The sequence below is a fragment of the Amycolatopsis endophytica genome (genome assembly GCF_013410405.1).
In the GTDB taxonomy this organism is placed as follows: Bacteria; Actinomycetota; Actinomycetes; order Mycobacteriales; family Pseudonocardiaceae; genus Amycolatopsis_E; species Amycolatopsis_E endophytica.
Map to the genome: position 1 here is coordinate 4448477 of NZ_JACCFK010000001.1, position 23769 is coordinate 4472245.

The 23769-nt window shown below is 72.1% G+C and carries 27 protein-coding genes; 20 read left to right on the forward strand and 7 right to left on the reverse strand.

The window, feature by feature from the left end:
* Positions 1–9: 9 nt before the first annotated feature.
* The 5 genes from alaS to HNR02_RS21960 are packed head-to-tail and all read left to right on the forward strand — an operon-like array spanning position 10 to position 6711.
* Positions 10–2670: an alanine--tRNA ligase gene (alaS, locus tag HNR02_RS21940; RefSeq protein ID WP_179775008.1), complete on the forward strand. Its 2661-nt coding sequence runs from the start codon at positions 10–12 to the stop codon at positions 2668–2670.
* On the forward strand, positions 2667–3158 hold the full coding sequence (ruvX, locus tag HNR02_RS21945; protein ID WP_179775009.1) for a Holliday junction resolvase RuvX: 492 nt from the start codon (positions 2667–2669) through the stop codon (positions 3156–3158). Before alaS ends, ruvX begins: the two co-directional genes overlap by 4 nt.
* Entirely contained in the window at positions 3155–4921 is a 1767-nt protein-coding gene (mltG, locus tag HNR02_RS21950) for an endolytic transglycosylase MltG (RefSeq protein ID WP_312861088.1), read from the forward strand. The genes ruvX and mltG overlap by 4 nt, the downstream gene beginning before the upstream one ends.
* On the forward strand, positions 4911–5759 hold the full coding sequence (locus HNR02_RS21955) for a shikimate dehydrogenase (RefSeq protein WP_179775010.1): 849 nt from the start codon (positions 4911–4913) through the stop codon (positions 5757–5759). The genes mltG and HNR02_RS21955 overlap by 11 nt, the downstream gene beginning before the upstream one ends.
* Before the next feature lie 10 nt (positions 5760–5769).
* Positions 5770–6711: a D-2-hydroxyacid dehydrogenase family protein gene (locus HNR02_RS21960; RefSeq protein ID WP_179775011.1), complete on the forward strand. Its 942-nt coding sequence runs from the start codon at positions 5770–5772 to the stop codon at positions 6709–6711.
* Positions 6712–6831: 120 nt separating this feature from the next.
* Here HNR02_RS21960 and HNR02_RS21965 read toward each other — a convergent pair whose 3' ends face one another.
* From HNR02_RS21965 to HNR02_RS21980, 4 genes are read right to left on the reverse strand one after another with little or no spacing between them, the layout of a single operon-like run.
* Entirely contained in the window at positions 6832–7647 is an 816-nt protein-coding gene (locus HNR02_RS21965; RefSeq protein ID WP_179775012.1) for a serine hydrolase domain-containing protein, read from the reverse strand.
* 52 nt (positions 7648–7699) lie between these two features.
* Positions 7700–7966 carry an HPr family phosphocarrier protein gene (locus tag HNR02_RS21970; protein ID WP_179775013.1) on the reverse strand — a complete coding sequence of 89 codons (267 nt, stop codon included), beginning with the start codon at positions 7964–7966 and terminating at the stop codon, positions 7700–7702.
* Positions 7967–7979: 13 nt separating this feature from the next.
* Positions 7980–9167: a PTS transporter subunit EIIC gene (locus tag HNR02_RS21975; protein WP_179776056.1), complete on the reverse strand. Its 1188-nt coding sequence runs from the start codon at positions 9165–9167 to the stop codon at positions 7980–7982.
* Positions 9168–9208: 41 nt separating this feature from the next.
* Positions 9209–9976: a GntR family transcriptional regulator gene (locus tag HNR02_RS21980; protein WP_179775014.1), complete on the reverse strand. Its 768-nt coding sequence runs from the start codon at positions 9974–9976 to the stop codon at positions 9209–9211.
* 164 nt (positions 9977–10140) lie between these two features.
* Here HNR02_RS21980 and HNR02_RS21985 point away from each other — a divergent pair, with 164 nt between their 5' ends.
* A complete protein-coding gene (locus tag HNR02_RS21985; protein WP_179775015.1) occupies positions 10141–10377 on the forward strand; it encodes a PTS sugar transporter subunit IIB in 237 nt (78 codons plus the stop codon).
* Positions 10374–10826 carry a PTS sugar transporter subunit IIA gene (locus tag HNR02_RS21990; protein ID WP_179775016.1) on the forward strand — a complete coding sequence of 151 codons (453 nt, stop codon included), beginning with the start codon at positions 10374–10376 and terminating at the stop codon, positions 10824–10826. The genes HNR02_RS21985 and HNR02_RS21990 overlap by 4 nt, the downstream gene beginning before the upstream one ends.
* Before the next feature lie 45 nt (positions 10827–10871).
* On the opposite strand, the gene HNR02_RS21995 is transcribed toward HNR02_RS21990, so the two are convergent.
* Positions 10872–11300 carry a Rieske (2Fe-2S) protein gene (locus HNR02_RS21995; protein WP_179775017.1) on the reverse strand — a complete coding sequence of 143 codons (429 nt, stop codon included), beginning with the start codon at positions 11298–11300 and terminating at the stop codon, positions 10872–10874.
* A gap of 115 nt (positions 11301–11415) precedes the next feature.
* On the opposite strand from HNR02_RS21995, the gene HNR02_RS22000 reads away from it, so the two are divergent.
* From HNR02_RS22000 to HNR02_RS22045, 10 genes are all read left to right on the forward strand, one after another.
* A complete protein-coding gene (locus tag HNR02_RS22000; RefSeq protein WP_179775018.1) occupies positions 11416–11805 on the forward strand; it encodes a hypothetical protein in 390 nt (129 codons plus the stop codon).
* Positions 11802–12314: a sigma-70 family RNA polymerase sigma factor gene (locus tag HNR02_RS22005; protein WP_179775019.1), complete on the forward strand. Its 513-nt coding sequence runs from the start codon at positions 11802–11804 to the stop codon at positions 12312–12314. The genes HNR02_RS22000 and HNR02_RS22005 overlap by 4 nt, the downstream gene beginning before the upstream one ends.
* Positions 12311–12946, forward strand: coding sequence for an anti-sigma factor family protein (locus HNR02_RS22010; RefSeq protein ID WP_376772906.1), 636 nt, complete (start codon positions 12311–12313; stop codon positions 12944–12946). The genes HNR02_RS22005 and HNR02_RS22010 overlap by 4 nt, the downstream gene beginning before the upstream one ends.
* Before the next feature lie 736 nt (positions 12947–13682).
* Entirely contained in the window at positions 13683–14258 is a 576-nt protein-coding gene (locus tag HNR02_RS22015) for a prepilin peptidase (protein ID WP_179775020.1), read from the forward strand.
* 472 nt (positions 14259–14730) lie between these two features.
* On the forward strand, positions 14731–15939 hold the full coding sequence (aroC, locus tag HNR02_RS22020; protein ID WP_312861089.1) for a chorismate synthase: 1209 nt from the start codon (positions 14731–14733) through the stop codon (positions 15937–15939).
* Positions 15936–16439, forward strand: coding sequence for a shikimate kinase (locus HNR02_RS22025; RefSeq protein WP_179776058.1), 504 nt, complete (start codon positions 15936–15938; stop codon positions 16437–16439). The genes aroC and HNR02_RS22025 overlap by 4 nt, the downstream gene beginning before the upstream one ends.
* On the forward strand, positions 16436–17545 hold the full coding sequence (gene aroB / locus HNR02_RS22030; protein WP_179775022.1) for a 3-dehydroquinate synthase: 1110 nt from the start codon (positions 16436–16438) through the stop codon (positions 17543–17545). Before HNR02_RS22025 ends, aroB begins: the two co-directional genes overlap by 4 nt.
* The gene (gene aroQ / locus HNR02_RS22035) at positions 17542–17973 is read left to right on the forward strand and encodes a type II 3-dehydroquinate dehydratase (RefSeq protein ID WP_179775023.1); all 432 of its coding nucleotides are present in this window, start codon (positions 17542–17544) and stop codon (positions 17971–17973) included. Before aroB ends, aroQ begins: the two co-directional genes overlap by 4 nt.
* Positions 17970–18887 (forward strand): GNAT family N-acetyltransferase, encoded by a 918-nt coding sequence (locus HNR02_RS22040; RefSeq protein WP_179775024.1) that lies wholly within the window; start codon positions 17970–17972, stop codon positions 18885–18887. The genes aroQ and HNR02_RS22040 overlap by 4 nt, the downstream gene beginning before the upstream one ends.
* Before the next feature lie 51 nt (positions 18888–18938).
* Positions 18939–20441: a glycoside hydrolase family protein gene (locus HNR02_RS22045; protein WP_246339148.1), complete on the forward strand. Its 1503-nt coding sequence runs from the start codon at positions 18939–18941 to the stop codon at positions 20439–20441.
* A 6-nt stretch (positions 20442–20447) separates the two neighbouring features.
* Here HNR02_RS22045 and HNR02_RS22050 read toward each other — a convergent pair whose 3' ends face one another.
* Positions 20448–20945, reverse strand: a complete 498-nt coding sequence (locus HNR02_RS22050; RefSeq protein ID WP_179775025.1) for a B-4DMT family transporter — start codon at positions 20943–20945, stop codon at positions 20448–20450.
* A gap of 33 nt (positions 20946–20978) precedes the next feature.
* Here HNR02_RS22050 and HNR02_RS22055 point away from each other — a divergent pair, with 33 nt between their 5' ends.
* Genes HNR02_RS22055 through nusB form a run of 3 tightly spaced genes read left to right on the forward strand, consistent with a single transcriptional unit; the run spans position 20979 to position 23124 of the window.
* Positions 20979–22076, forward strand: coding sequence for a M24 family metallopeptidase (locus HNR02_RS22055; protein ID WP_179775026.1), 1098 nt, complete (start codon positions 20979–20981; stop codon positions 22074–22076).
* A gap of 36 nt (positions 22077–22112) precedes the next feature.
* The gene (gene efp / locus HNR02_RS22060; RefSeq protein ID WP_179775027.1) at positions 22113–22670 is read left to right on the forward strand and encodes an elongation factor P; all 558 of its coding nucleotides are present in this window, start codon (positions 22113–22115) and stop codon (positions 22668–22670) included.
* Between the two features lies 1 nt (position 22671).
* Positions 22672–23124, forward strand: coding sequence for a transcription antitermination factor NusB (gene nusB, locus HNR02_RS22065; protein WP_179775028.1), 453 nt, complete (start codon positions 22672–22674; stop codon positions 23122–23124).
* A 61-nt stretch (positions 23125–23185) separates the two neighbouring features.
* Here nusB and bldD read toward each other — a convergent pair whose 3' ends face one another.
* Complete coding sequence (bldD, locus tag HNR02_RS22070; RefSeq protein ID WP_020422358.1) at positions 23186–23674, reverse strand: transcriptional regulator BldD; 489 nt, start codon at positions 23672–23674, stop codon at positions 23186–23188.
* Positions 23675–23769 lie beyond the last annotated feature (95 nt).

Consider the following 23769-nt stretch of genomic DNA (forward strand, 5'->3'; position numbering starts at 1 on the left):
GACTGACCAGTGGAAACACACGAGATCAACAAGCGGTTCCTGGCGCACTTCCAGGGCAAGGACCACACCCCGGTGCCCAGCGCCTCGCTCATCCTGGACGACCCGACGCTGCTGTTCGTCAACGCGGGCATGGTCCAGTTCAAGCCGTACTTCCTCGGCGAGGTCCCGCCGCCCTACCCGCGCGCGACCAGCATCCAGAAGTGCGTGCGCACCGGTGACATCGACGAGGTCGGCAAGACGACCCGGCACAACACGTTCTTCCAGATGGCCGGCAACTTCTCCTTCGGCGACTACTTCAAGGAAGGCGCCATCGCCAATGCCTGGGAGCTGATCACCAAGTCCCAGGACGACGGCGGGTTCGGGTTCGACCCGGAGCGCATCTGGGTCACCGTCTACGAGAACGACTCGGAGGCGGCCGGCCTGTGGCAGAAGGTCGCGGGCATCCCGTCCGAGCGCATCCAGGCGCGCAACGGCCTGGACAACTACTGGGACATGGGCGTGCCCGGTCCCGGCGGCCCGTGCTCGGAGATCTACTACGACCGCGGCCCGGAGTTCGGCCGCGACGGTGGCCCCGTCGTCGACGAGGACCGCTACCTGGAGATCTGGAACCTCGTCTTCATGCAGGACGTGCGGGGTGAGCAGAGCCCGAAGTACGGTCACCCGCCCGTCGGTGAGCTGCCGAAGAAGAACATCGACACCGGCATGGGCGTCGAGCGCGTCGCCTACCTGCTGCAGGGCGTGGAGAACGTCTACGAGACCGACCTGGTGCGCCCGGTCATCGCGCGCGCCGAGGAGTTCTCCGGCCGCCGGTACGGCGCCGACCACACCGACGACGTCCGCTTCCGCGTCATCGCCGATCACGCCCGTTCCGGCGTGATGCTGATCGGTGACGGCGTCACCCCGGGCAATGAGGCGCGCGGCTATGTGCTGCGCCGCCTGCTGCGCCGCATCGTGCGCTCGGTGCGGCTGCTCGGCGTGCACGAGCCGGTGCTGACCGAGTTCGCCGCGGTGGTGCGCGACGCGATGGCGCCGTCCTACCCGGAGATCGCGCGCGACTTCGACCGCATCAGCGAGGTCATGCGGGTCGAGGAGGAGGCGTTCCTGCAGACCCTCACCAGCGGTTCGCGGATCTTCGACCTGGCCGCGGACGAGACCAAGAAGGCCGGCGGCAACGTGCTGGCCGGCGACCGCGCCTTCCAGCTGCACGACACCTACGGCTTCCCGATCGACCTGACCCTGGAGATGGCCTCCGAGCAGGGCCTCACGGTCGACGAGGACGGCTTCCGGACGCTGATGAACGAGCAGCGCCAGCGCGCGAAGGCCGACGCCGCCGCCCGCAAGAAGGGGCACGGCGACCTCTCGGTCTACCGCGAGCTGCTGGAGCGGCACGGCGAGACCGACTTCCTCGGCTACACCGACCTGCAGGCCACCGCCAAGGTCATCGGCCTGCTCAAGAACGGGCAGGGCGTGCCGGTGGCGCGCGAGGGCGACAAGGCCGAGCTGATCCTCGACCGCACCCCGTTCTACGCCGAAAGCGGTGGTCAGGTCGCCGACACCGGTGTGCTGCTGGGTTCCGGCGGCGAGGCCAAGGTCGTCGACGTGCAGAAGATCGTGCCCGGCCTGTGGGTGCACCGCGTCGAGGTGGTCGCGGGCGAGATCGCACTGGACACCGAGGTGACGGGTTCGGTGGACCAGACCCGCCGCGGCTCGATCGCGCGCTCGCACTCGGCCACCCACCTGGTGCACGCCGCGGTGCGCGGGGCCTACGGCCGCCGTGCCGCGCAGGCCGGTTCGCTGAACTCGCCGGGGCGCATGCGGTTCGACTTCACCACGCCCGGCCCGGTCTCGGCCGACGTGCTGACCGAGGTCGAGGAGGAGGTCAACGACTACCTCCAGAACGACGTCGAGGTGCAGTCCTACACCACGACCAAGGACAAGGCGCTGGAGCTGGGCGCGGTCGCGCTGTTCGGCGAGAAGTACGGCGACAACGTCCGCGTCGTGGACATGGGCGACTACTCGCGCGAGCTGTGCGGTGGCACCCACGTGGGCCGCATCGGTGAACTGGGCCTGGTGAAGCTGGTGTCGGACTCCTCGATCGGCTCCGGTGTGCACCGCGTCGAGGCGCTGGTCGGCACCGACGCGCTCAAGCACGTGCGCAAGGAACAGCTGCTGGTCTCGCAGCTGGCGAGCACCTTCAAGGTGCCCAGTGAGCAGCTGCCCTCCCGTATCGAGGACGTGCTGTCGCGCCTGCGCAACGCGGAGAAGGAGATCGCCCAGCTGCGCACCCGGCAGGTGCTCGGCTCGGCCGGATCGCTGGCGGACAAGGCGGCCGACGTCGCGGGCATCTCGCTCGTCGCGGAGAAGGTCGACGGCGACATCGACGCGGGCGCGCTGCGCTCGCTGACCCAGGAGGTCCGCAACCGGCTGGGTTCGCGGCCGGGCGTGGTCGCGCTGTTCGCGCCGCAGGGCGACAAGCTCAGCTTCGTCGTCGCCACCACGGCCGCGGCCCGCGACAGGGGCTTCGCCGCGGGCAAGCTGGTGCCCTCCTTCGCCGAGGCCGTCGGCGGGCGCGGCGGCGGCAAGCCGGACCTCGCGCAGGGCGGTGGCGGCAACCCGGCGGGCATCGAGCAGGCCATCACGGCGCTGCGTGGCGCGGTCGCGGCCGGGTGAGCCCGCGGAAACCGGACCGCCCCGGGGAGCACGATCCCGGGGCAGGCCGGCGACTGGGCGTCGACGTCGGATCTGTCCGGGTCGGCGTCGCGCTCAGCGATCCGGCGCCCGTGCTCGCCACTCCTCTGGTTACCCTGTCGCGTGATGCGCACAGCGACAGCGATCTCGAGCAGTTGGCCGCACTGGTGGCCGAACACGAGGTGGTGGAGGTGATCGTGGGACTGCCCCGCACGCTCGCCGACCGCCACGGCTCGGCCGCGCAGATCGCCGCCGGGTACGCCGACGCGCTGGCCGGGCGGATCGCGCCGGTCCCGGTGCGGCTCGCCGATGAGCGCCTCACCACGGTGAGCGCCTCCCGCATGCTGTCCCAGCGCGGCGTCAAGGGCCGCAAGCAGCGTGCCGTGGTCGACCAGGCCGCGGCCGTGGAGATCCTGCAGGGCTGGCTCGACGGCCGGGCCGCCCACCGCGCCCGGGCAGGTGAGGCGTGACCCACTCCGAGCCTCCGCGCCCCGGTTCGCCGCGGCGCCGCCCGTCCGCGCCCCCGACACCACCGCCGCCCCCGCCGCGCGGCGGGGAGCGCGCCACGCCCTCCCGCCGGGCCGGTGCGCCCCGGCACGCGCGGTCCGAACCGCCGCCGACCCCGCCGCCCGCGGCGCCGCCGACCCCGCCGCCCGCGGCGCCGCCGACCCAGCCGCCCGCGGCGCCGCCGACCCCGGTCCCGCCACGGCGCCCCGCACCGCGCTCGCAGGGCCGCCCGGTGCCGCCGGACCAGGGGATGGACCTGTTCGAGGAACCTCCGGAGCCGGTCGAGCGCCGTCGCCGCCCGCAGCCGCCGCGCCGTCCCGCGCCCGTGGAGCCGCCACCCGAAGTGAACCCGCGCGCGCGGCGACCGCCGCGTTCCCAGCGCCGTCCCGCGCCGCCGGACCACGGTCTCGACCTGTTCGAAGACCGCATCCAGCAGCCGCGGCGTCCCCGCCGTCCGCAGCCGCCGGGGGACGAGTCGCCGACCGAGATCATCCACCTCGAAGACGACTACTCCTACGACGACTACGACGACTACCCGGAGAACGCCGACGAGGAGCGCGCCGAGCCCGAGTACATCGAGCCGGACGACCCGGACGACGAGCCGCCGGTCAAGCGCGGGCGCAAACCGGTGCGCTGGCTGGTCGCGCTCGTCGTGCTGGCCCTGATCGGCGGCGGCGCGTGGTACGGCATCGACGCCGTCTTCGGGTACGAGGACTTCGAGGGTGCCGGCGAGTCCGACGTCCTGATCGAGATCAGCGCGGGCGACTCGACCGGCGCGATCGGCCAGGAGCTGGCCGGTGCCGGCGTGGTGGCCAGCGCGAAGGCGTTCGTGAAGGCCAGCGAGGACAACTCGAAGGTGCTGAGCCTGCAGCCGGGCTACTACGTCGTGAAGACGAAGATGTCCGGCGCCGCGGCCGTGGAAAAGCTGACCCAGGCCGGGTCCCGCGTCGGCGTGCTGCAGGTGCGGGCGGGCACCCAGCTGGACGACATCAACCAGCCCGACAACAGCGTCACCCCGGGCGTGTTCACGCTGCTGTCGAAGGCTTCCTGCGCCGAGCTCAACGGCCAGAGCACGTGCATCCCGGTGCAGCAGCTGCGGGACACGGCGGCTCGGGCCGACCTGGTGTCGCTGGGCGTGCCGGACTGGGCCGCGTCGGTGGCCTCCGCCTCGACCGACCCCCGCCGCATCGAAGGGCTCGTCGCTCCCGGCGTGTACGACGTCAAACCCGGGTGGTCGGCGGAGGAGCTGCTGGGTTATGTGCTCAGGACTTCGGCGACGCGGATCCAGGCGGCCGGGCTGTCGGCGGCCTCGAACTTCCAGGGCCGGACGCCGTACGAGACGCTGATCGTCGCCTCGCTCGTCGAGCGCGAGGGCGTGAAGCAGGACTTCGAGAACATCTCGCAGGTGATCTACAACCGGCTCACCCAGAACATGCGGCTGCAGCTGGACTCGACGGTGAACTACCTGCTGGACAAGCCGGTGATCACCACGACGGACGCGGACCGTGAGCGGCCCGGCCCGTACAACACCTACAAGGTCAACGGGCTGCCGCCGACGCCGATCTCCTCGCCCAGCCTGGAGGCGATCCAGGCCGCGGAGGAACCCACGCAGGGCAACTACGTGTACTTCGTGAAGTGTGAGAAGAACGGGCTGTCGTGCTTCGCGGCGGATCTCGCGGAGCACCAGGTGAACAAGAACCTGGCGAGGGAACGCGGTGCCTACTGACCGCAAGGCGGCCGTCCTGGGCAAACCGGTGGCGCATTCGCTGTCCCCGGTCCTGCACGGCGCGGCCTACGAGGCGCTGGGCCTGACCGGCTGGACCTACGAGCGGGTCGAGGTCGACGCCGCCGGGCTGCCGGTGTTCGTGCGCGGCCTCGGTCCCGAGTGGGCCGGCCTGTCGGTCACCATGCCGGGCAAGCGGGCCGCGCTGGAGTACGCGGACGAGGCGACACCGGTGGCGGTCGCCGCCGGTGCCGCGAACACGCTGGTGCGCACCGAGTCCGGCTGGCTGGCCGACTGCACCGACGTGGACGGGGTCGCCGGGGCACTGCGGTGCGCCGGCGGCTTCACCGGGGGCGACACCGGGGTCATCCTCGGCGCCGGGGGCACGGCGGCCGCCACGGTCGTGGCGTTCGCGTCGCTGGGCATCCGGCGTGCGGTGCTGGTCGTGCGGGAGCCCGCGCGGGCGCGCGAAACCGTCGATGCCGCGGGCCGGGCCGGGATCGAGGCGGACGTGCGCCGGTGGGCCGACGCGGACTTCGGCGAGCTCGCCGCGGACTCGGCCGTGCTGGTGAACACGGTGCCGCCGTCGGCGGTCGAGGACCTGGCGGCGGAGCTGGCCGGGGCGCCGTGCGTGCTCGACGTGATCTACCACCCGTGGCCGACGCCGCTGGCGGAGGCGGTCGCCGCACGCGGCGGGCAGGCCGCGACCGGGCTGGACATGTTGCTGCACCAGGCGTTCCGGCAGGTCGAGCACTTCACCGGCAGCCCGGCGCCGCGCGAGGCGATGCGGGACGCGCTGCGCGAGGCGACGGGCGGCATCCTCCCGCTGCCGCTGGGCTAGCGTTGTGCCCATGAAGATCGTGGTGCTGGACGACTATCAGGACGTCGCGCGGGGTCTCGCGGACTGGGATTCGCTGGGGGCCGAGGTCGAGGTGATCACCTCGCACCTCGGTGACCACGACGAGCTGGTCCGGCGGCTGGCCGGGGCTGAGGTCGTCGTCGCGATGCGGGAGCGGACCCGGTTCCCCGCCGCGCTGCTGGAGCAGCTGACCGATCTCAAGCTGCTGGTCAGCACCGGGCACCGGAACGCGGCGATCGACCTCAAGGCGACGGAGCGGCTGGGCATCACGGTCTGCGGCACCGGCTACCTGCCGTACCCGACGGCCGAGCACACGTGGGCGCTCATCCTCGCGGCGCACCGGCACCTGGAGACCGAGCTGGCCACGATGCGTGAGGGCACCTGGCAGTCCACCGTGGGCACCGGGTTGCACGGCAGGACGCTCGGCCTGCTCGGGCTCGGCAACCTCGGCCAGCGGGTCGCCACCGTCGGTCAGGCGTTCGGCATGGAAACCATCGCCTGGAGCCAGAACCTGACCGCCGAGCGCGCGAGCGAGCACGGGGTGACGGCGGTGTCCAAAGAGGACCTGTTCGCCCGTTCCGATGTCCTGTCCGTGCACCTGGTGCTGTCCAAGCGCACCCGCGGGCTGGTCGGGGCCGCCGAACTGGCGTCGATGAAGCGGGGCGCGCTGCTGGTGAACACCTCGCGCGGGCCCATCGTCGACGAGCAGGCGTTGCTGGAAGCGTTGCGGTCGCAGCGGATCCACGCGGCCCTGGACGTGTACGACACCGAACCGCTGCCCGCCGACCACCCGCTGCGCGCGATGCGCAACGCGACGCTGACCCCGCACCTGGGCTACGTGACGCGCGAAGTCTACGAGATCTTCTACCGCGACGCGGTCGAGGACATCGCGGCCTGGCAGGCGGGACAGCCGGTCCGGATCATGACACTCTGACGCCCCCACCTCCCGCCGGAAGCAGCAAACACGCCGCTCCGGGCGCCGTGTTTGCCGTTGCGGGCGCCGTGTTGGCTGTTGCGGGCGCCGTGTTGGCTGTTGCGGGGCGCCGCGTGGTGGTCAGCCGCGGAGTTCGGCCAGTACCGCGTCCGTGAAGGGCGGCCACGCCTCGATCGCCCACGGGCCGAAGTCGAGATCGGTCAGCACCACGCATGCGGCGCCGGCGTCGGGGTCGGCCCAGAGGAACGTGCCGGACTGCCCGAAATGCCCGAACGTGCGCGGCGAGCTGTCCGATCCGGTCCAGTGTGGGCTCTTGTGGTCGCGGATCTCGAAGCCCAGCCCCCAGTCGTTGGGCTTCTGGTGTCCCAGCCCGGGCAGCACGCCGCTCAGACCGGGGAACGCGACGGAGGTCGCGGCGGTCACGGTGGCCGGGTCGAGCAGCTTGGGCGCCTGCAGTTCCGCCGCGAACCGCATCAGATCGTCCACGGTGGACACCCCGCCCGCGCCGGGGGAGCCCTCCAGGCGGGTGGCCGACATCCCGAGCGGCGCCAGCAGCGCCTCGGACAGGTAGTCGGCGAACGGGATCCCGGAGTGCTCGGTCAGCGCGTCGGCCAGAACCGCGAACCCGGCGTTGGAGTACATGCGCCGCGTGCCGGGGCGGGCCATCACGCGGTCGGAGTCGAACCCGAGACCGGCGGTGTGCGCGAGCAGGTGCCGGACGGTCGAACCTTCCGGGCCGGCCGGCGTGTCCAGCTCGACCACGCCCTCCTCGATCGCGATCAGCGCCGAATACGCGGTGAGCAGTTTGGTCACCGACGCCAGCCGGAACGGGCGGGCGGTGTCGCCGTGGCTTCCCGCCACCGTCCCGTCCGCCCGCACCACGGCCGCCGCCGCGTGCTCGGACGGCCACTGCTCGATCTGCTCCAGACTGCGCATACCGCCACCCTAAACGGCGGCTGCCCCGAGCCAGGGACAGCCGCCGCCGGGTTCAGGCGTCCAGGTCGCTCGCGACGAGGTCGGCCACGGCGTCGACCGCCTCCTGAGCCCCGTCGCCCTCGGCCGAGATGACCACCTCGTCGCCGTGGCCCGCCGCCAGCGTCATCAGGCTGAGCAGGCTCCCGGCCGGCACCGGGGTGACGCCGTCCTTGGTGATCGTCACCGGCACCGCCTGGGCGGCCGCGGTCTTCGCGACCAGCGCGGCCGGCCGGGCGTGCAGGCCCACCTTGCTGGCCACCGTCACACGTCGTTGCGGCATGTCGTCCTTTTCCTCACTTTTCCGGGGTGCTGACGTCGGCGGCGGGCTCGGCGTCGTCCTCCCGGCCCGGCGTCCGCAGGTTCCACTTCGTGATGACCCATTTGAACAGGAAGTAGTAGATCGCCGCGTACACCAGGCCGATCGGGATCAGCAACCACGCCCGGTTCGCCGCCGGCGCGCTGAAGTTCAGCGCGAAGTCGATCGCACCGGCGGAGAACGAGAACCCGAGATGGATGTCCAGCGCGTTGCAGATCGCCAGCGAGACACCGGTCAGCACCGCGTGGATCAGGTACAGCGGCCATGCGACGAACATGAACGCGAACTCGATCGGCTCGGTGACACCGGTCAGGAACGAGGTGAACGCGGCGGCGATCATGATGCCGCCGACCACCTTGCGCTGACCCGGCCGCGCGGTCTTCCAGATCGCCAGCGCGGCCGCGGGCAGCGCGAACATGAAGATCGGGAAGAAGCCGGTGGTGAACGCACCCGCCGTCGGGATGCCATCGAAGAAGTTGTTGATGTCACCGCCGTCGAAGATGAACCACACCGGCACGTTGAGCAGCTGGTGCAGGCCGACCGGCAGCAGGAGCCGGTTGAGCACACCGTAGATGCCGCCGCCGGCCACCGCGTTGCCGGTGACGCCGTCACCGATCCACTGGATCGCGTTGTCGACCGCCGGGAACACCAGCCCGGCGATGACGCCGATCACGATCAGGACCAGCGAGTTGATGATCGGCACGAACCGGCGCCCGCCGAAGAACGCGAGGTAGGGCGGGAGCTTGATGCGGTGGAAGCGCTGCCACAGCACCGCGGTCACGAGGCCGACGATGATGCCGCCGAGCACGCTGTAGGGCCACTTGATGGGCTGCAGCCACCAGCCGTCCCCGAAGCCCTCCAGCTCGTCGATCGGCGCGAACACCTGCACGACCTTGTTGAACACCACGAACCCGACCACTGCGGCGACACCGGTCGAGCCGTCCCCCTTGCGTGCGAAGCCGACCGCGATGCCGACCGCGAACAGCAGCGGCAGCCAGTCGAACAGGCCACCGCCCGCCGCGGCGAGCACCTCGGCGACCTTGTTCCAGCCGAGCCCGTCCGGGCCGAGCAGGTCGTCCTGCCCGAGCCGGCTCAGCAGGCCTGCTGCGGGCAGCGTGGCGATGGGCAGCATGAGGCTGCGGCCGAAGCGTTGCAGCCCCGCCATCCCCCTGCGTTTTCCCTTTGTTCCGTCCGCGATGGTGGCGTTCACGGGTTACCTCCGTGTTCGGCGGGGACTGTGCGATCCAGTTGCATGGACACCTCGTACCGGTCGCCCCGGTACCACGAGGTCATGTCCTCCACCGGGACTCCGGATGCGCTGGAGACGCGGCGGAAGACCAGGAGCGGGTCGCCGCTGCGGATGCCGAGCAGCCGCGCGGTCTCCCGGTCCGCCGCTTCGGACCACACCGTCTGGCGGGCGTGGTCCAAGCGGAGGTCGTAGCGCTGTGCGAGCTGCTCGTACAGCGAAGAGGTCAGATCCAGATCGGGCAGTCCGGGCAGGTGACCGGGGTGGTACCAGCCGCGCTCGACGGCGAGCGGTGTCCCGTCCGCGCGGCGGCGGCGCACCAGCCGGTACGCCGTTTCGCGCGGGTCCAGCCCGAGCGCGCCGGCGGTTTCCGCGGGCGGCACCTCGGGGCCGCAGTGCAGCAGCTCGGTGGCGGGTTCCAGACCGCGGCGGCGCATGTCGTCGGTGAACGACATGAGGTAGATCTGCAGTTCCATCCGCCGGGTCGCGGTGAAGGTGCCCTTGCCGCGGGCGCGGGTGAGCAGCCCTTCCTCGACCAGCTTGCCGATCGCGGAGCGGACCGTCAGCCGGGACACCCGGTAGCGTTGCGCCAGCTCGCGTTCCGACGGGATCGGCGAGCCGGGGGGCAGCTCACGCTCGATCGCGCGGCGCAGGATCTCCCGCAGCTGGGCGTGTTTCGGGGTCGGCCCGTCCACCACCTGGTCAGCGGTGGTCGCGCTGCCGGCCATGCCGCCTCCAGGTTTCGAGTGGGTTTCCGGGCTCGCTTCGACGGCCTGACATTGGTACGTTCCGGTCTAGACCATTTCTTGATGGGGCAGAATGCTCCGCTACCCGCACGGGTGTCAACCACCGTTACGGGTTCGTGTTCGACTACAGGAGTGAGGAGACCGCCGTGGCGGACGAAAGGCCGGAGAAGATCCTGGCGGCACTGGGCGGCGCGGACAACGTCGTCGAGATCGAAGGCTGCATCACGCGGCTGCGCTGCGAGCTCGAGGACGGCTCGCTGGTGGACGAGGGCGCGCTCAAGGCGGCGGGCGCCCACGGCGTCATGAAGATGGGCTCGGTGGTGCAGGTCGTCGTCGGGCCGGAGGCGGACAACATCGCCAGCGACATCCAGGACCTGATGTGAGCCTGCCCGTCGTGAGCCCGGTCCCTGGCCGCGTCACGCCGATGGCGGAGGTGCCGGATCCGGTGTTCGCGCAGTCGATGGTCGGCCCCGGGGTCGCGGTGCTGCCCTCGGGCGGGCGGCAGGACGCGCTCAGCCCGGTCGACGGCACGGTGGTCACGCTGCACCCGCACGCGTTCGTGGTGGCCACCGGAGCCGGCCAGGGGGTGCTGGTGCACCTGGGCATCGACACGGTGAAGCAGAAGGGCGAGGGCTTCACGCTGCACGTCGTGAAGGGCGAGTCGGTGCGGGCCGGGCAGCCGCTGATCAGCTGGGACCCGGACGCGGTCGCCGCCGCCGGGTACTCACCGGTCGTGCCGGTGGTCGCGCTCGACGTGGAGGCCACGGCACTGTCGGGGCTGCCCGACGGCGGCGACATCGCCGCCGGCGAGCAGCTGTTCAGCTGGGATTGACGCACGGGGAGCGGCGCGGGCCGCCCGCGCCGCACCCGGGAAGTCTCAGGCGGTCACGACGTTCGAGCCGTCGACCCTGACCGCGATCGGGGACAGCCCGGAATCGGCCGGTCCCTTCTCCAGCGCGCCGGTGAGGGTGTCGAACTCCGAGCCGTGCAGCGGGCACTTGATCTTGTCGCCCTCTGGGGCCACCGTCGCGCCCTGGTGCGGGCACACCGCGCTGAAGCAGGCCGCGGTGGTCTCGGTCGGGCGCGCGACGATGGCGGGCTCGCCGTCGACCGTGACCGACTTGGCCTGGCCGACCGGGACGTCGTCGAGCGCGGTCACCGTGGTGCCCGCCGGTACCGCGCCGGTGTTCTGGCTGCTTCCGGAGCTGCCGGTGTCGCTTCCGCCGCAGGCGGCCAGGACCACGGTGCCCGCGGCGGCGACCCCGGTCGTCAGGACGGTACGGCGGGTGGGTGAGTGAGCAGTCATGCCCCGTGACACGGGAGAAGGCGCCGTCCGGTTCACGTTCGCGCCGGATTGAACCCGATCGCCGTCCGTTCCGTGGTGAACGGGTGCAAGGATCGCCGGTGGAGGAGGTCGGGTCGTGGTCGCGTGGCTGTTGCGGATCCTGGTGGTCCTCGGGCTGCTCGGATCGGCCTGGGTGCACTACGACCTGTGGGCCAACGAGGGGTTCGACGAGATCGACACGATCGGCCCGTTGTTCCTGGTCAACGTGGTCGCCGGGGTGGTGCTCGCGGTGGCGGTGCTGGTGTGGCGCCACTGGCTGCCGGTGCTGGGCGCGATCGGGTTCGGCGCGGTGACGCTCGCCGCGTACCTGGTGTCGCTGACGCCGTCCGGGCTGTTCGGGGTGCGCGAGCAGTTCGTCACCTCCGCGGAGACGTGGGGCGTGGTCACCGAGGCCGGGTGCGTGGTGTTCGGCGTGGCGTTGCTGGTCGCGCAGCGGGTGCGGCGGAAGCAGGGCGTGCTCACGTGAAGGAGGCCGCGGAAGACCAGTTGATGCGGGCGCTGCACGATGACCACGCGGCCGCACTCTGGTCCTACGCGCTGCGCCTGACCGGGGGCGACCGGGCCCGCGCCGAGGACGTCGTGCAGGAGACGCTGCTGCGGGCGTGGAAGCATCCGCGGGTGCTGGACCAGACGCAGGGGTCGGCACGGGCGTGGTTGTTCACGGTGGCTCGGCGGATCGCCATCGACGACTGGCGGTCGGCCGCGCACCGTTCGGAGGTGACCACGGACGCGCCGCCCGAAGTCCCCGCGCCGGACGACACCGACCGGGCGCTGCAGGGCTGGCTGGTCGCCGAGGGGCTGCGGGAACTGTCGGCGGCGCACCGCGAGGTGCTGCTGTTGTGCTACTTCCAGGGCTACTCGGTCGCGGACACGGCCGCGCGGCTCGGAATCTCGCCCGGGACGGTCAAGTCCCGGACGCACTACGCGTTGCGGGCGCTGAAGCTCGCGCTGGAGGAGAAGGGGGTGACCCGGTGATCGAGCGGACCGACGACTTCGTGACCTACGACGCGGCTTACGTGCTGGGCGCCCTCTCGCCCGAGGACCGGGCGGCGTTCGAGGCGCACCTGCGCACGTGCGAGAGGTGCTCGCGGGCGGTGGCGGAGCTGGCCGGTCTGCCGGGCCTGTTGGCGCAGGTGACGCCCGACATGGTCGAGGCCGAGCCGCCCCCGGACCGCTTGCTGCCCGCGCTGCTGCACCACGTCCGCCGGGCCCGGCGCCGTCGCACGCTGACGACCTTCGGGGTCGCGGTGGCCGCCGCGGCGGCCGTGCTGGTGGCGATCTTCGTGCCCCAGGCGGGCGGCGGCGCGAACGGCACCGCGATGACCCCGCTGGGCGCCTACCCGGTCCAGGCGACGGCGGCCGTGGCCGAGGTCTCGGGCGGCAGCAGGGTCGACATGTCCTGCAGCTACCGCGGCGCCTCCCGCGGCGCCGGATACCTCCTGGTGGCGATCCGGATGGACGGCTCGGAGGCCGAACTGGCGACGTGGAACGCCGACCCGGACCGCGACGCGCGTATCTCGGTGGGCACCGACGTGCCGCCGGAGCAGATCCAGGCACTGGAAATCCGGACGACGAGCGGGGAGCCGTTGCTGCGCTGGCAGCCGTGAAGTGCGCGGGGAGCGGCCCCGGTGGCGTGGGGGTGCGCGGGGGCAGCGCCGGAGGCGCCCGGCGGGCGGTTGTCGGCGGGCAGTGCCGGCAATCACACCGCCCAGCAGCGCCGATCCGCTGGAACTTCTGCGCCGAGCGAACAAGCGCAACACTTTGACGGCGGGTTCGTGCCCGCTGGCGAGGTCGAGCCGGTCGCGGAGGTTCGCCGAGCGAACCACGCGGTCGCACCAAGGGCGATTCGTGTCCTTCCTGCGGACACAGCGCCGCCGTCGGTACCCGCATGAGCAGTTGCGTCAGCAACCTGGGTCGCGGCGCCCGGCCGGTCGCCGTCGATGTCCGCGTCAAGCGATGATGCCAGCGCACCGATCGGAACCCGCCGACCCGGAGCCGATCTCTGCCGCCACGGCGCCGCCGACGGATGATCCCTGCCCTCAACGCGACCTCGGCGTCATCTGAGGCGCGTTTCGCCTTTGTACGAGTGGGCTTTTCGCGCGGTCACGGGTGGATCCGTTCGCGCGCGAGCTTCTCGTTATGCCGCCCTGTTCCGCGTTTTCCTCTCGCGACCGAACAGCGGCGGGGCCGCCGAACCACGCAGTTCAGCAGGACTCTTACCTCCCACAGCTGCCGAGGACACCGGTGCACGAAAGTCCCACTCGCGCGGTGTCCCTTGCGCGAGTGGGACTTTCGTGCGCGCTCCGATTTGGTTCCGTGGCGCTCCGTGTCCACCCTGGACTCATGAACGGGGGACTGGTGGCGGCGCTCGGCGCGGCCGGAATGTGTGTCGGTGCCGGGACGGCGATCCTGCTCGCCCGGGCGGGAGCGTCGGTGCCGCTCCGGGCCACTGCCGCGGGCACCGGGCTGGCGTGGTCGGTCGTCACGGCGTCGGTCACTTCGGTGTCGTGGCTGCCGGTGCCGCTGGTGGTGACGGCACTCGCCGTGCCGTTGGTCCTGGCGGATTTGCGTCACCGGCGGCTCCCGGACGCGCTCACCCTGCCCGCGTACCCACTGATCGTCGCGGTCGTGCCGGATCCGTGGACGGCTCTCGCCGCAGCCGCGGTCTTCGGAGGCCTGCACCTGCTCGTACACGTCATCGCACCACGCGCGATGGGTGCCGGGGACGTCAAACTCGCGGGCGCGCTCGGTGCCGCGCTGGGCAGCGTCGGCTGGTTCGCCCTGCCCGTGGCCACGGTCGTGGCGGCGTTCATCACAGCCCTGCTGGGGTTGACCGGCCGCTGGACTGAGGGGGTCCCGCACGGGCCGGGCCTGCTGACCGGTGCCGCAGCGCTCGCGATCCTGCACGTGCCACCCTGAGCCGCCGCCGGACCGCGGTGATGGCGATTCGCGCTTGGGCGGAGCGACGACTGTCCGCGAGCTCGCGGTGGACCGGCGGCCGGGTCGGGTGGCGCTCCTGAGGTCGGGAGCGCCTTTCGCAGTCGGCAGGCATCCGCCGGTAGCCGTGCGTCCTCCGGCACCCGGGCTGCTCCGGTGACCGGGCTGCTCCGGTAACCGGGGTGATGCGGAACCGGGTTGGTGCGGCAACCGGGTGCTCCGGTGGCCGGGCATCCTCTGGCAGTCGCGGCCATCGCCCGGCCGCGACTGCCGCTCGACGGTGACTGCCGCCTCGCGGCGACCATCGCCATCGCCATCGCCACCGGTCGCCCACCGGCCACCGCTTATGCAGACCGGCCGTGCGGAAGCACCAATGAGCACGGTTTCCGCGTCCCGGCCCACACCGGCCGGAGCCGCGTGAAGCGGGCTTGTCCTGCCATGACAGGATCGGTGGGTGGTATTGCGCTGGATAACCGCTGGTGAATCGCATGGGCCGGCCCTCGCGGCCGTCCTCGAAGGGATGGTGGCCGGGGTCGAGGTCACCACCGCCGAGGTGGGCGAGCAGCTCGCCCGCAGGCGGCTCGGGTTCGGCCGGAGTCCCCGCATGGGCTTCGAGACCGACCACATCGAGTTCCTCGGCGGCATCCGCCACGGCGTCACGCAGGGCGGTCCGGTCGCGGTGCAGATCGAGAACGCCGAGTGGCCCAAGTGGGAGAAGGTGATGGCCGCCGACCCGGTCGACCCGGCCGAGCTCGAGGGCCTGGCCCGCAACGAGCCGCTCACCCGCCCCCGTCCCGGCCACGCGGACCTGCCGGGCATGCAGAAGTACGGCTTCGCCGAGGCGCGGCCGGTCCTGGAGCGCGCCAGCGCCCGCGAGACCGCCTCGCGCACGGCACTGGGCACCGTCGCCCGCGCGTTCCTGCGCCAGCTGCTGGGCGCGGAGATCGTCAGCCACGTCGTCTCCATTGGCGGGGCCGTCGCGCCGGACGGGCCGTTGCCCGGACCCGCGGACCTCGCGGCCGTCGACGAAAGCCCGGTGCGCGCGTTCGGGCAGGAGGCCACCGACGCGATGGTCGCCGAGGTCGACGCGGTCCGCCAGGCCGGTGACACGGTCGGCGGCGTCATCGAGGTCATCGCCTACGGGCTGCCGCCCGGGCTCGGCTCCCACGTGCACTGGGACCGCCGCCTCGACGCGCGGCTGGCCGGTGCGCTGATGGGCGTCCAGGCGATGAAGGGAGTCGAGGTCGGCGACGGCTTCACCACCGCGCGGCGATGGGGCAGCCAGGCCCACGACGAGATCGACCGCGGCACCGGACCGGCCGGCGTCACCCGCCGCTCCAACCGGGCAGGCGGCCTGGAAGGAGGCATCACCAACGGCGAGCCCGTCCGCGTGCGCGTCGCGATGAAACCGATCTCCACCGTCCCGCGTGCCCTGTCCACTGTGGACGTCGTCACCGGTGAGCCCGCCGTCGCGATCCACCAGCGCTCCGACGTGTGCGCCGTCCCGCGCGCCGGGGTCGTCCTGGAGTCCGTCGTGGCGCTCGTCCTCGCCGACGCGGCGCTCGAGAAGTTCGGCGGTGACTCGCTCGCCGAGAGCAAGCGCAACGCCGAGTCCTACCTCGCGGCACTGGAGGAACGGTGGGCCAACCTCCCTGCATCGTGATCGCCGGGCCACCCGGATCCGGCAAGAGCACGGTCGGGCCGCTGCTCGCCGAACACCTGGGCGTGCCGTTCCGCGACAGCGACGACGACATCGTCGCCCGCGCCGGACGCGTCATCGCCGACATCTTCGCCGAGGACGGCGAGCCCGCCTTCCGCGCGCTCGAAGAAGAAGTCATCGCCGAGGCGCTGGCCGAACACCACGGCGTGCTTTCCGTCGGCGGCGGCGCGGTCCTCACCGAGGGCACCCAGAAGCGCCTCGACGGCCACCCGGTCGTCTTCCTCAACGTCGGCTTCGCCGCTGGCGTCCACCGCGTCGGCCTGTCGACCGCGCGCCCGCTGCTCGCCGGAGTCAACCCGCGCGCCACCTACCGTGCGCTGCTCGAAGCACGGCTCCCGGTGTACCGGTCGATCGCCACCATCGAGGTCACCACCGACCACCGTGCCCCGGCCGAGATCGTCGAAGCCATCGCCCGCGAACTAGCACTGGAGGAAACGCAGTGACCGATCCGGCCCGGATCGAGGTCCGCACCGCCCGGCCGTACCAGGTCGTCGTCGGTCGCGGCCTGCTCGGCGAACTCACCGAGGCGGTCAAGGGCGCCTCCGGCGTGGCGATCATCCACCAGCCCACCCTCACCGCCACCGCCGAAGCCGTCCGCGACGAACTGACCGCCGCCGGCCTCGACACCCACCGCGTCGAGATCCCCGACGCCGAGGACGGCAAAGCCCTGTCGGTCGCCGGGTTCTGCTGGGAAGTGCTCGGCCGCATCGGACTGGACCGCCAGGGCGTGGTCGTCGGACTCGGCGGGGGAGCGGTCACCGACCTCGCCGGCTTCGTCGCCGCCACCTGGATGCGCGGCGTCCGCCTCGTCAACGTGCCCAGCACCCTGCTGGGCATGGTCGACGCCGCCGTCGGCGGCAAGACCGGCATCAACACCGACGCGGGCAAGAACCTCGTCGGCGTCTTCCACGAACCCAGCGCCGTCCTGGTCGACCTCGCGACCCTGGAAACCCTGCCGCGCAACGAACTCGTCGCGGGCATGGCCGAAGTCGTCAAAACCGGGTTCATCGCCGACCCGCGCATCCTCGAACTCATCGAGGCCGACCCCGGGGCGGCGACCGACCCCGAGGGCGAGGTCATCGGCGAACTGGTCCGTCGCTCCATCCAGGTCAAGGCCGACGTCGTGGCCGCCGACCTGCGCGAATCCGACCTGCGCGAGATCCTCAACTACGGCCACACCCTCGGCCACGCCATCGAACGCCGCGAGCGCTACCGCTGGCGCCACGGCGCCGCCGTCAGCGTCGGCCTGGTGTTCGCCGCCGAACTGGCCCGCCTGGCCGGACGGCTCGACGACGCCACCGCCGAACGCCACACCCGCATTCTCCAGATGCTGGGCCTGCCCACCCAGTACGACCCGGACGCGCTGCCGCAGCTGATCGAGTCCATGCGCAAGGACAAGAAAACCCGCTCCGGCGTGCTGCGGTTCGTCGTGCTCGACGGCCTCGCCAAACCGGGCCGTCTGGAAGGCCCCGACCCGGCCCTGCTCGCCGCGGCATACTCGGCGGTGGCCGGGCCGCGCCAGACCGACGGCGGGAGCGTGCTGCTGTGAAGGTGTTCGTGCTCAACGGCCCCAACCTCGGCCGCCTCGGCAAGCGCGAGCCCGCGGTCTACGGCTCCACCACCCACGCCGACCTCGCGCAGCTGTGCGTCCGGACCGGCGGCGAGCTGGGCATCGAGGTCGAAGTGCGGCAAACCGACCACGAAGGCGACATGGTCGGCTGGCTGCACGAAGCCGCCGACGCCGGGCTCGCGGTCGTGCTCAACGCGGGCGCGTGGACGCACTACTCGATCGCGGTGCGCGACGCCGCCGCCCAGCTCACCGCGCCACTCATCGAGCTGCACATCTCCAACGTGCACAAACGCGAGGCGTTCCGGCACCACAGCGTGCTCTCCGACATCGCCACAGCCGTGATCGCCGGGCTCGGCGTCGACGGCTACCCGCTGGCCCTGCGCTGGCTGGCCACCAACGCGGGATGACCGTCCCGGACCTCGGAACCGACCGCCTGCGCCTGCGTGGCCTGCACGCCGCCGACACCGAAGCGGTCGTCCGGGTCTTCGCCGACCCCGCGATGAGCCGGTACTTCGAAGCCGATTTCAGCGACCCGGACCAGTGCCGCGCTTCGATCGCACGGCGTCTCACCTACACCGGGCCCGACGGCACCGGCCACTGGGTGATCGAACGCGACGGCACGGTCATCGGGCTCGCGCACCTGCGGCCCTCCGCCGAGCTTCCCGGTGATCTCATGGAAATCGGGTACTTCCTCGACCGGGCTCACGGCGGGCAGGGACTGGCCACCGAGGCGGCCGCCGCGCTGCTGCGCCACGGATTCACCGCACTGGGCCTGCCCGCGGTGTGGGCGCTCATCCACGAGTCCAATGTGGCCAGTCAGAACCTGGCCCGCCGACTCGGTTTCACCGACGTCGGCGGCGGCGAGCACTACGGCGCGCCCCATCGCGTGTTCGTCGCACTGCCCGGGACCGCGGGCCAGTGGCACCACGTCGAGGTGTGGGTGCCGGACCTGGCCCGCGCGGAGGCGAGCTTCGGCTGGCTGCTGGGCGAACTCGGCTGGCGCGAACACCAGCGCTGGCCCGGCGGCGTCAGCTGGAAACTCGGCACGGGCTACCTCGTGGTCGAGCAGTCCCCGGCGCTCACCGGCGACCACCACGACCGCTGCGCGCCCGGGCTCAACCACCTGGCACTGCACGCCGGCCCAGCGGATCGCCTCGACGCGCTCGTCACGGCGGCGCGCGACCACGGGTGGCGGGCCCTGTTCGAAGACCGCTACCCGCACGCCGGCGGCGCTGATCATTACGCCGCGTATCTGGAGAACGCCGACGGCTTCGAGGTCGAACTCGTCGCCGAATCACCGCGGGTCACTCGACCGGGTTAGTCACTCTCTACACTGGGCTGGCTGTTGCTGAGGGAAGGACCGACGGTGGCGATGCGTGAGGTGCTCGGCGGGATGCTGGCCGCGGTGCTGGCCGTCACCGCGCTGGCCGGGTGCACCGGCAGCGTCCCGCCCCAGGCCGAGGGCTCCCAGGGCGGCGTGATCGGTGGCGCCCCGCCGGAAACCACCACGACCTCGCCCGGCGCGGTCCAGTTGCAGACCGGCTCGCCGCGGGAAAGCCCCGGCGTCGTCGCGGCGGGCGGCCCCGGCGCGCCCTACAACTACGGCCCGACGCTGATGTCCGACGGCGCCACGACCCGGATGTGGTGGTGCAGCCAGGACCCGGCCGCGCTGCCACCGGGCGACGACATCCTCTACGCCCAGGCCGGCTCCCCGGACGGCCCGTTCACCGGTCCCGGCGGTGGGGTGCCGCCCGCGGCACTGTCCGGCAACCCCGGACAGTTCGACGGGGTGCACGCGTGCGACCCGTCGGTGATCCGCGTCGACGGGACCTACTACCTGTACTACACGGGTGCCGCGGGCGATCACGCGCTCGGCAACTCGATCGGCCTCGCGACCAGCACCGACGGCATCACCTGGCAGCGCGTCAACGGCGGCAGGCCGATCGTCGACCCGGCACACGACACCCACCGCGACAACCTCTACGGCGCCGGGCAGCCCGCCGTCGTGTACCTCGACGGCTGGTTCTACCTGATGTTCACCGACACCACCGGCCTCGGCGCGGGCTGGAACGGTGCCGGGCAGTTCGTGCTCCGCTCGACCGACCCCACCTTCGCGAGCGGCGTGGAAGCGCTGGGAGAGGCCGGATTCGCGGCGGTCGCAAGCACCGTCACCCCGCGCACGAAGTCGCTGGTCGACGCGTTCAGCGCCGACCTGATGTGGATCGACGCCCTCGACGCGTGGGCCATCGCGCACGAGACCGCGGACGGCACCACGGTCACCTTCTGGGACCGCGACTTCGTCCGCTCCCCGTACCGGCCGCTGCTGATCCCGGGGGCGTGGCGGGAGGGGCCGGGCCTGGTCCGGCAGCCGGACGGGCACGCCCCGGTGTCGGCGACCGATCCGTGCGGGCGCGTGCCGCTGGACGTCGTGCGCGCGACCGTGACCGGTGAAGCCAACGCGCCGACCGACCTGCGGCGGTTCGGACTGGACATCGTCGGCGTCGACGCCTGCGCCGATCCGCAGCGGGCGCTGACCATCCTCGACGGGTTCGCGGTGCCCTCGCCGGTGCGGACGATGGACCTGGTCGTCTCCGGGCAGGTGGTGCGCGTCGACCGCCGCTCGGTGGCGCGGGAACTCGCCGACCACGTGCTCGACCGCCGCCCGGACGTGATGGACCGGTTCCCGGTCGCGGCGCGGCTGGAGTCCGGGACGCGTGCGCTCGCGGCCGACGGCCTTGGCCTCGGTTTCCTGCTGGACGACGGCCGGCTCTACCCGGTGCGCGAGCCCGGCGCGGTCACCGCCAACGGCTCCTCGACGGAGGACGTGACACCGGCGCGGTGGCGTGGCTTCCCGGCGGGTCCGGCGCTGGGCTGAGATTCCTCAGTCCCCGGCGGCGCGGTGACGGGGCGTGGGCCGCGGGCGCGCGCTGGGACGCGGACGCCGGGGCGCCGTCCGGTCGTCCTCGGGCTCTTCGGGTCCGCCGGGGCGCTTGAGCCGCCCGCCGACGAACAGGCCGAGCCCGGCCGGGACCAGAACCAGCAGCGCGGTGAACGCGGCGCCACCGGACACCGCGGGCCACAGCTCGGTCGCGCCGGTCCGGTCGACGAACAGGGCGCGCCCGATCACGTACAGCACCCCCGACACCGGCCCGGCGACCAGCGCCGCGATGAACCACGTGCGGCCCGCCTCCTCGCGGCGCGTCCACGCGTCCAGCGCGCTCCACAGCGCCGCGGCGCCCACCAGCAGCGCGATCACCGCGATCCGGGTCGTCGTCAGGCCCGTCGGGTCATAGACCGTCGCCTTGGCGAGCGCGATCTCCGCGATCGCGTGCAGCACCGCCATGCCGAGCCCGCGAACCAGCCAGGACCGAAACACCATTCACCCATCCTCACACCGCACTAAGCTGCCACTGTGCCCGACCTCCACGCCGCCCGGCGCGACGCCCTGCGCTCCCTGCTCAACGAGTCCGGCGTCGACGCGTTGCTCGTCACCGACCTGCTCAACGTCCGCTACCTGACCGGTTTCACCGGGTCCAACGCCGCGCTGCTGGTCCACGGCGGGGGAGAGGACCGCACGCTCTTCTGCACCGACGGCCGCTACACCACCCAGGCCGGGGCCGAGGTGCCCGACCTGGAGCGCGTGATCGACCGCGAATCCGCCCCCGCGCTACTGGACCGGGCGAGCACGCAGGCCGCCGCGCACCGGCGCACCGGCTTCGAGAGCCAGCACGTCAGCGTGGAGGCCCACGATCTGCTCGCCCGCCACGCCGGGGGCGTCGAGCTGATCCGCGCGCCCGGTCTGGTCGAACAGCTGCGGCTGGTCAAGGACGAAAGCGAGATCGAGGCACTGCGCATGGCCTGCGCGGCCGCCGACCGCGCGCTGGCGGGCCTGCTGGAGCACGGCGGCATCCGGCCGGGCCGCACCGAGCTCGACGTCGCCCGTGATCTGGAGAACCGGATGCTCGACCACGGCTCGTCGGGGCCGTCGTTCGAGTCGATCGTCGCGTCCGGGCCGAACTCGGCGATCCCGCACCACCGTCCCACCGGTCGCGTCCTGCGGGCCGGTGACCTCGTCAAGCTCGACTTCGGCGCGACCGTCGACGGCTACCACTCCGATATGACCCGCACCGTCGTGCTCGGCCGTCCCGCGGACTGGCAGGAGGACCTGTACGAGCTGGTCCGGCGCTCGCAGCAGGGCGGGCTGGACGCCGCGCTGGACGGGCGGGAACTGGCCGAGGTGGACCGGGCCGCGCGGAGCGTGATCGAGGACGGCGGGCACGGCGAGGAGTTCTCGCACGGCCTCGGCCACGGCGTCGGGCTGGAGGTCCACGAGGCACCGAGGCTCGCGGGAAACGTCGCCGGTACACTGTCCGCTGGCATGACGGTCACCGTGGAACCTGGCGTCTACCTCGCCGGCCGCGGTGGCGTGCGCATCGAGGACACGCTGGTCGTGCGGGACGCCGCTCCCGAACTCCTCACCCTGAGCAGCAAGGAACTCGTGGTCGTCTGACGCGGCCCGATCGGAAACAGGAGAACTGGACAACCCGTGGCCACCACCAACGACCTCAAGAACGGCCTGGTGCTGAACCTCGACGGACAGCTCTGGTCCGTCGTGAACTTCCAGCACGTCAAGCCGGGCAAGGGTGGCGCCTTCGTGCGCACCACGCTCAAGCACGTGCTGACCGGCAAGGTGGTGGACAAGACCTTCAACGCGGGCACCAAGGTCGACACCGCGACGGTGGACCGCCGCACCATGACCTACCTGTACAACGACGGGTCGGACTTCGTCTTCATGGACGGCGAGACCTACGACCAGATCACGGTGCCGCGGGAGATCGTCGGCGACGGCGCGAACTACCTGCTGGAGAACACCGAGGTCCAGGTCGCGATCCACGAGGAGGTGCCGCTCTACGTCGAGCTGCCCACCTCGGTCGAGCTGGTCGTCCAGCACACCGACCCGGGCCTGCAGGGTGACCGCTCCACCGGCGGCACCAAGCCGGCCACGCTGGAGACCGGCGCCGAGATCCAGGTGCCGCTGTTCCTGAGCACCGGTGCCAAGGTCAAGGTCGACACCCGCGACGGCCGTTACCTGGGCAGGGCCTAGGTTGTCCGACTCCCCAGCTCCCCGGCGCGGCGGTCAGCCCGGCCGTCGTGCTCTCCGCAGGCGCGCCGTCGAGATCCTGTACGAGGCCGCCCAGCGTTCACTCGATCCGGTGACGTTGCTGGCGGACCGGGTGGGCTCGACCGACGCCGACCCGGTCGGCGACTACACGATCTCGCTCGTCGAGGGCGTGACGGCGAACCGCGAGCGCATCGACGAGCTGCTGGCCGAGCACGCGCACGGCTGGTCCGTGGACCGCATGCCGCCGGTCGACCTGTCCGTGCTGCGGGTGGGTGTCTACGAGCTGCTGTGGGCGGCCGACGTGCCGGACCCGGTGGCGATCGACGAGGCGGTCGGCCTGGCCCGCGAGCTGTCCACCGATGATTCGCCGCGGTTCGTCAACGGCGTGCTGGGCCGGATCGGCACGATCGCGGACCGCATCCGCGCGGTTCTCTAGAGCACAGCAGAAAGGCCCGGCGCGCGGAGACCGCGCCGGGCTTTTCGCTGCTCAGAGGTCTTTAGTCCTCCTTGGCGGGACGCGCTTCGGGAGGCAGAACGCCCCAGTCGATGAGCTGCTCGGTCAGCTCGCCGGGGGTCATGTCGTAGATGATGGCCAGCGACCGCAGGTCCTCGGTGCGGATGGAGAGCACCTTGCCGTTGTAGTCGCCGCGCTGGCTCTGGATGGTGGCGGCGTAGCGGGCGAGCGGGCCGACCTTCTCGGCGGGCAGCTGCTGGAGCCGCTCCAGGTTGATGACGATCTTGGTGGCGGGTTCGGCGCCGGACGGTACCCGGCCCTCGGGCAGCAGTTCGACCACCGGCACGCCGTAGAAGTCGGCCAGCTCGGCCAGCTTCTGCACGGTCACGGCACGGTCGCCACGTTCGTAGGAACCGACCACGACGGCCTTCCACCGTCCCCCGGACTTCTGCTCGACCCCGTGCAGGGACAGGCCCTGCTGCTGGCGGATCCCGCGGAGCTTCGCCCCGAGCGCCTTGGCGTAATCGCCCATCTGGTGGTTCTCCGTTTCCTCGCCCAGTCGGTCTCATGGGCCGCCGGGGAACTGCCGAGTTGAACACTCAGAGTAATGGTTACGCATTGTCGTCA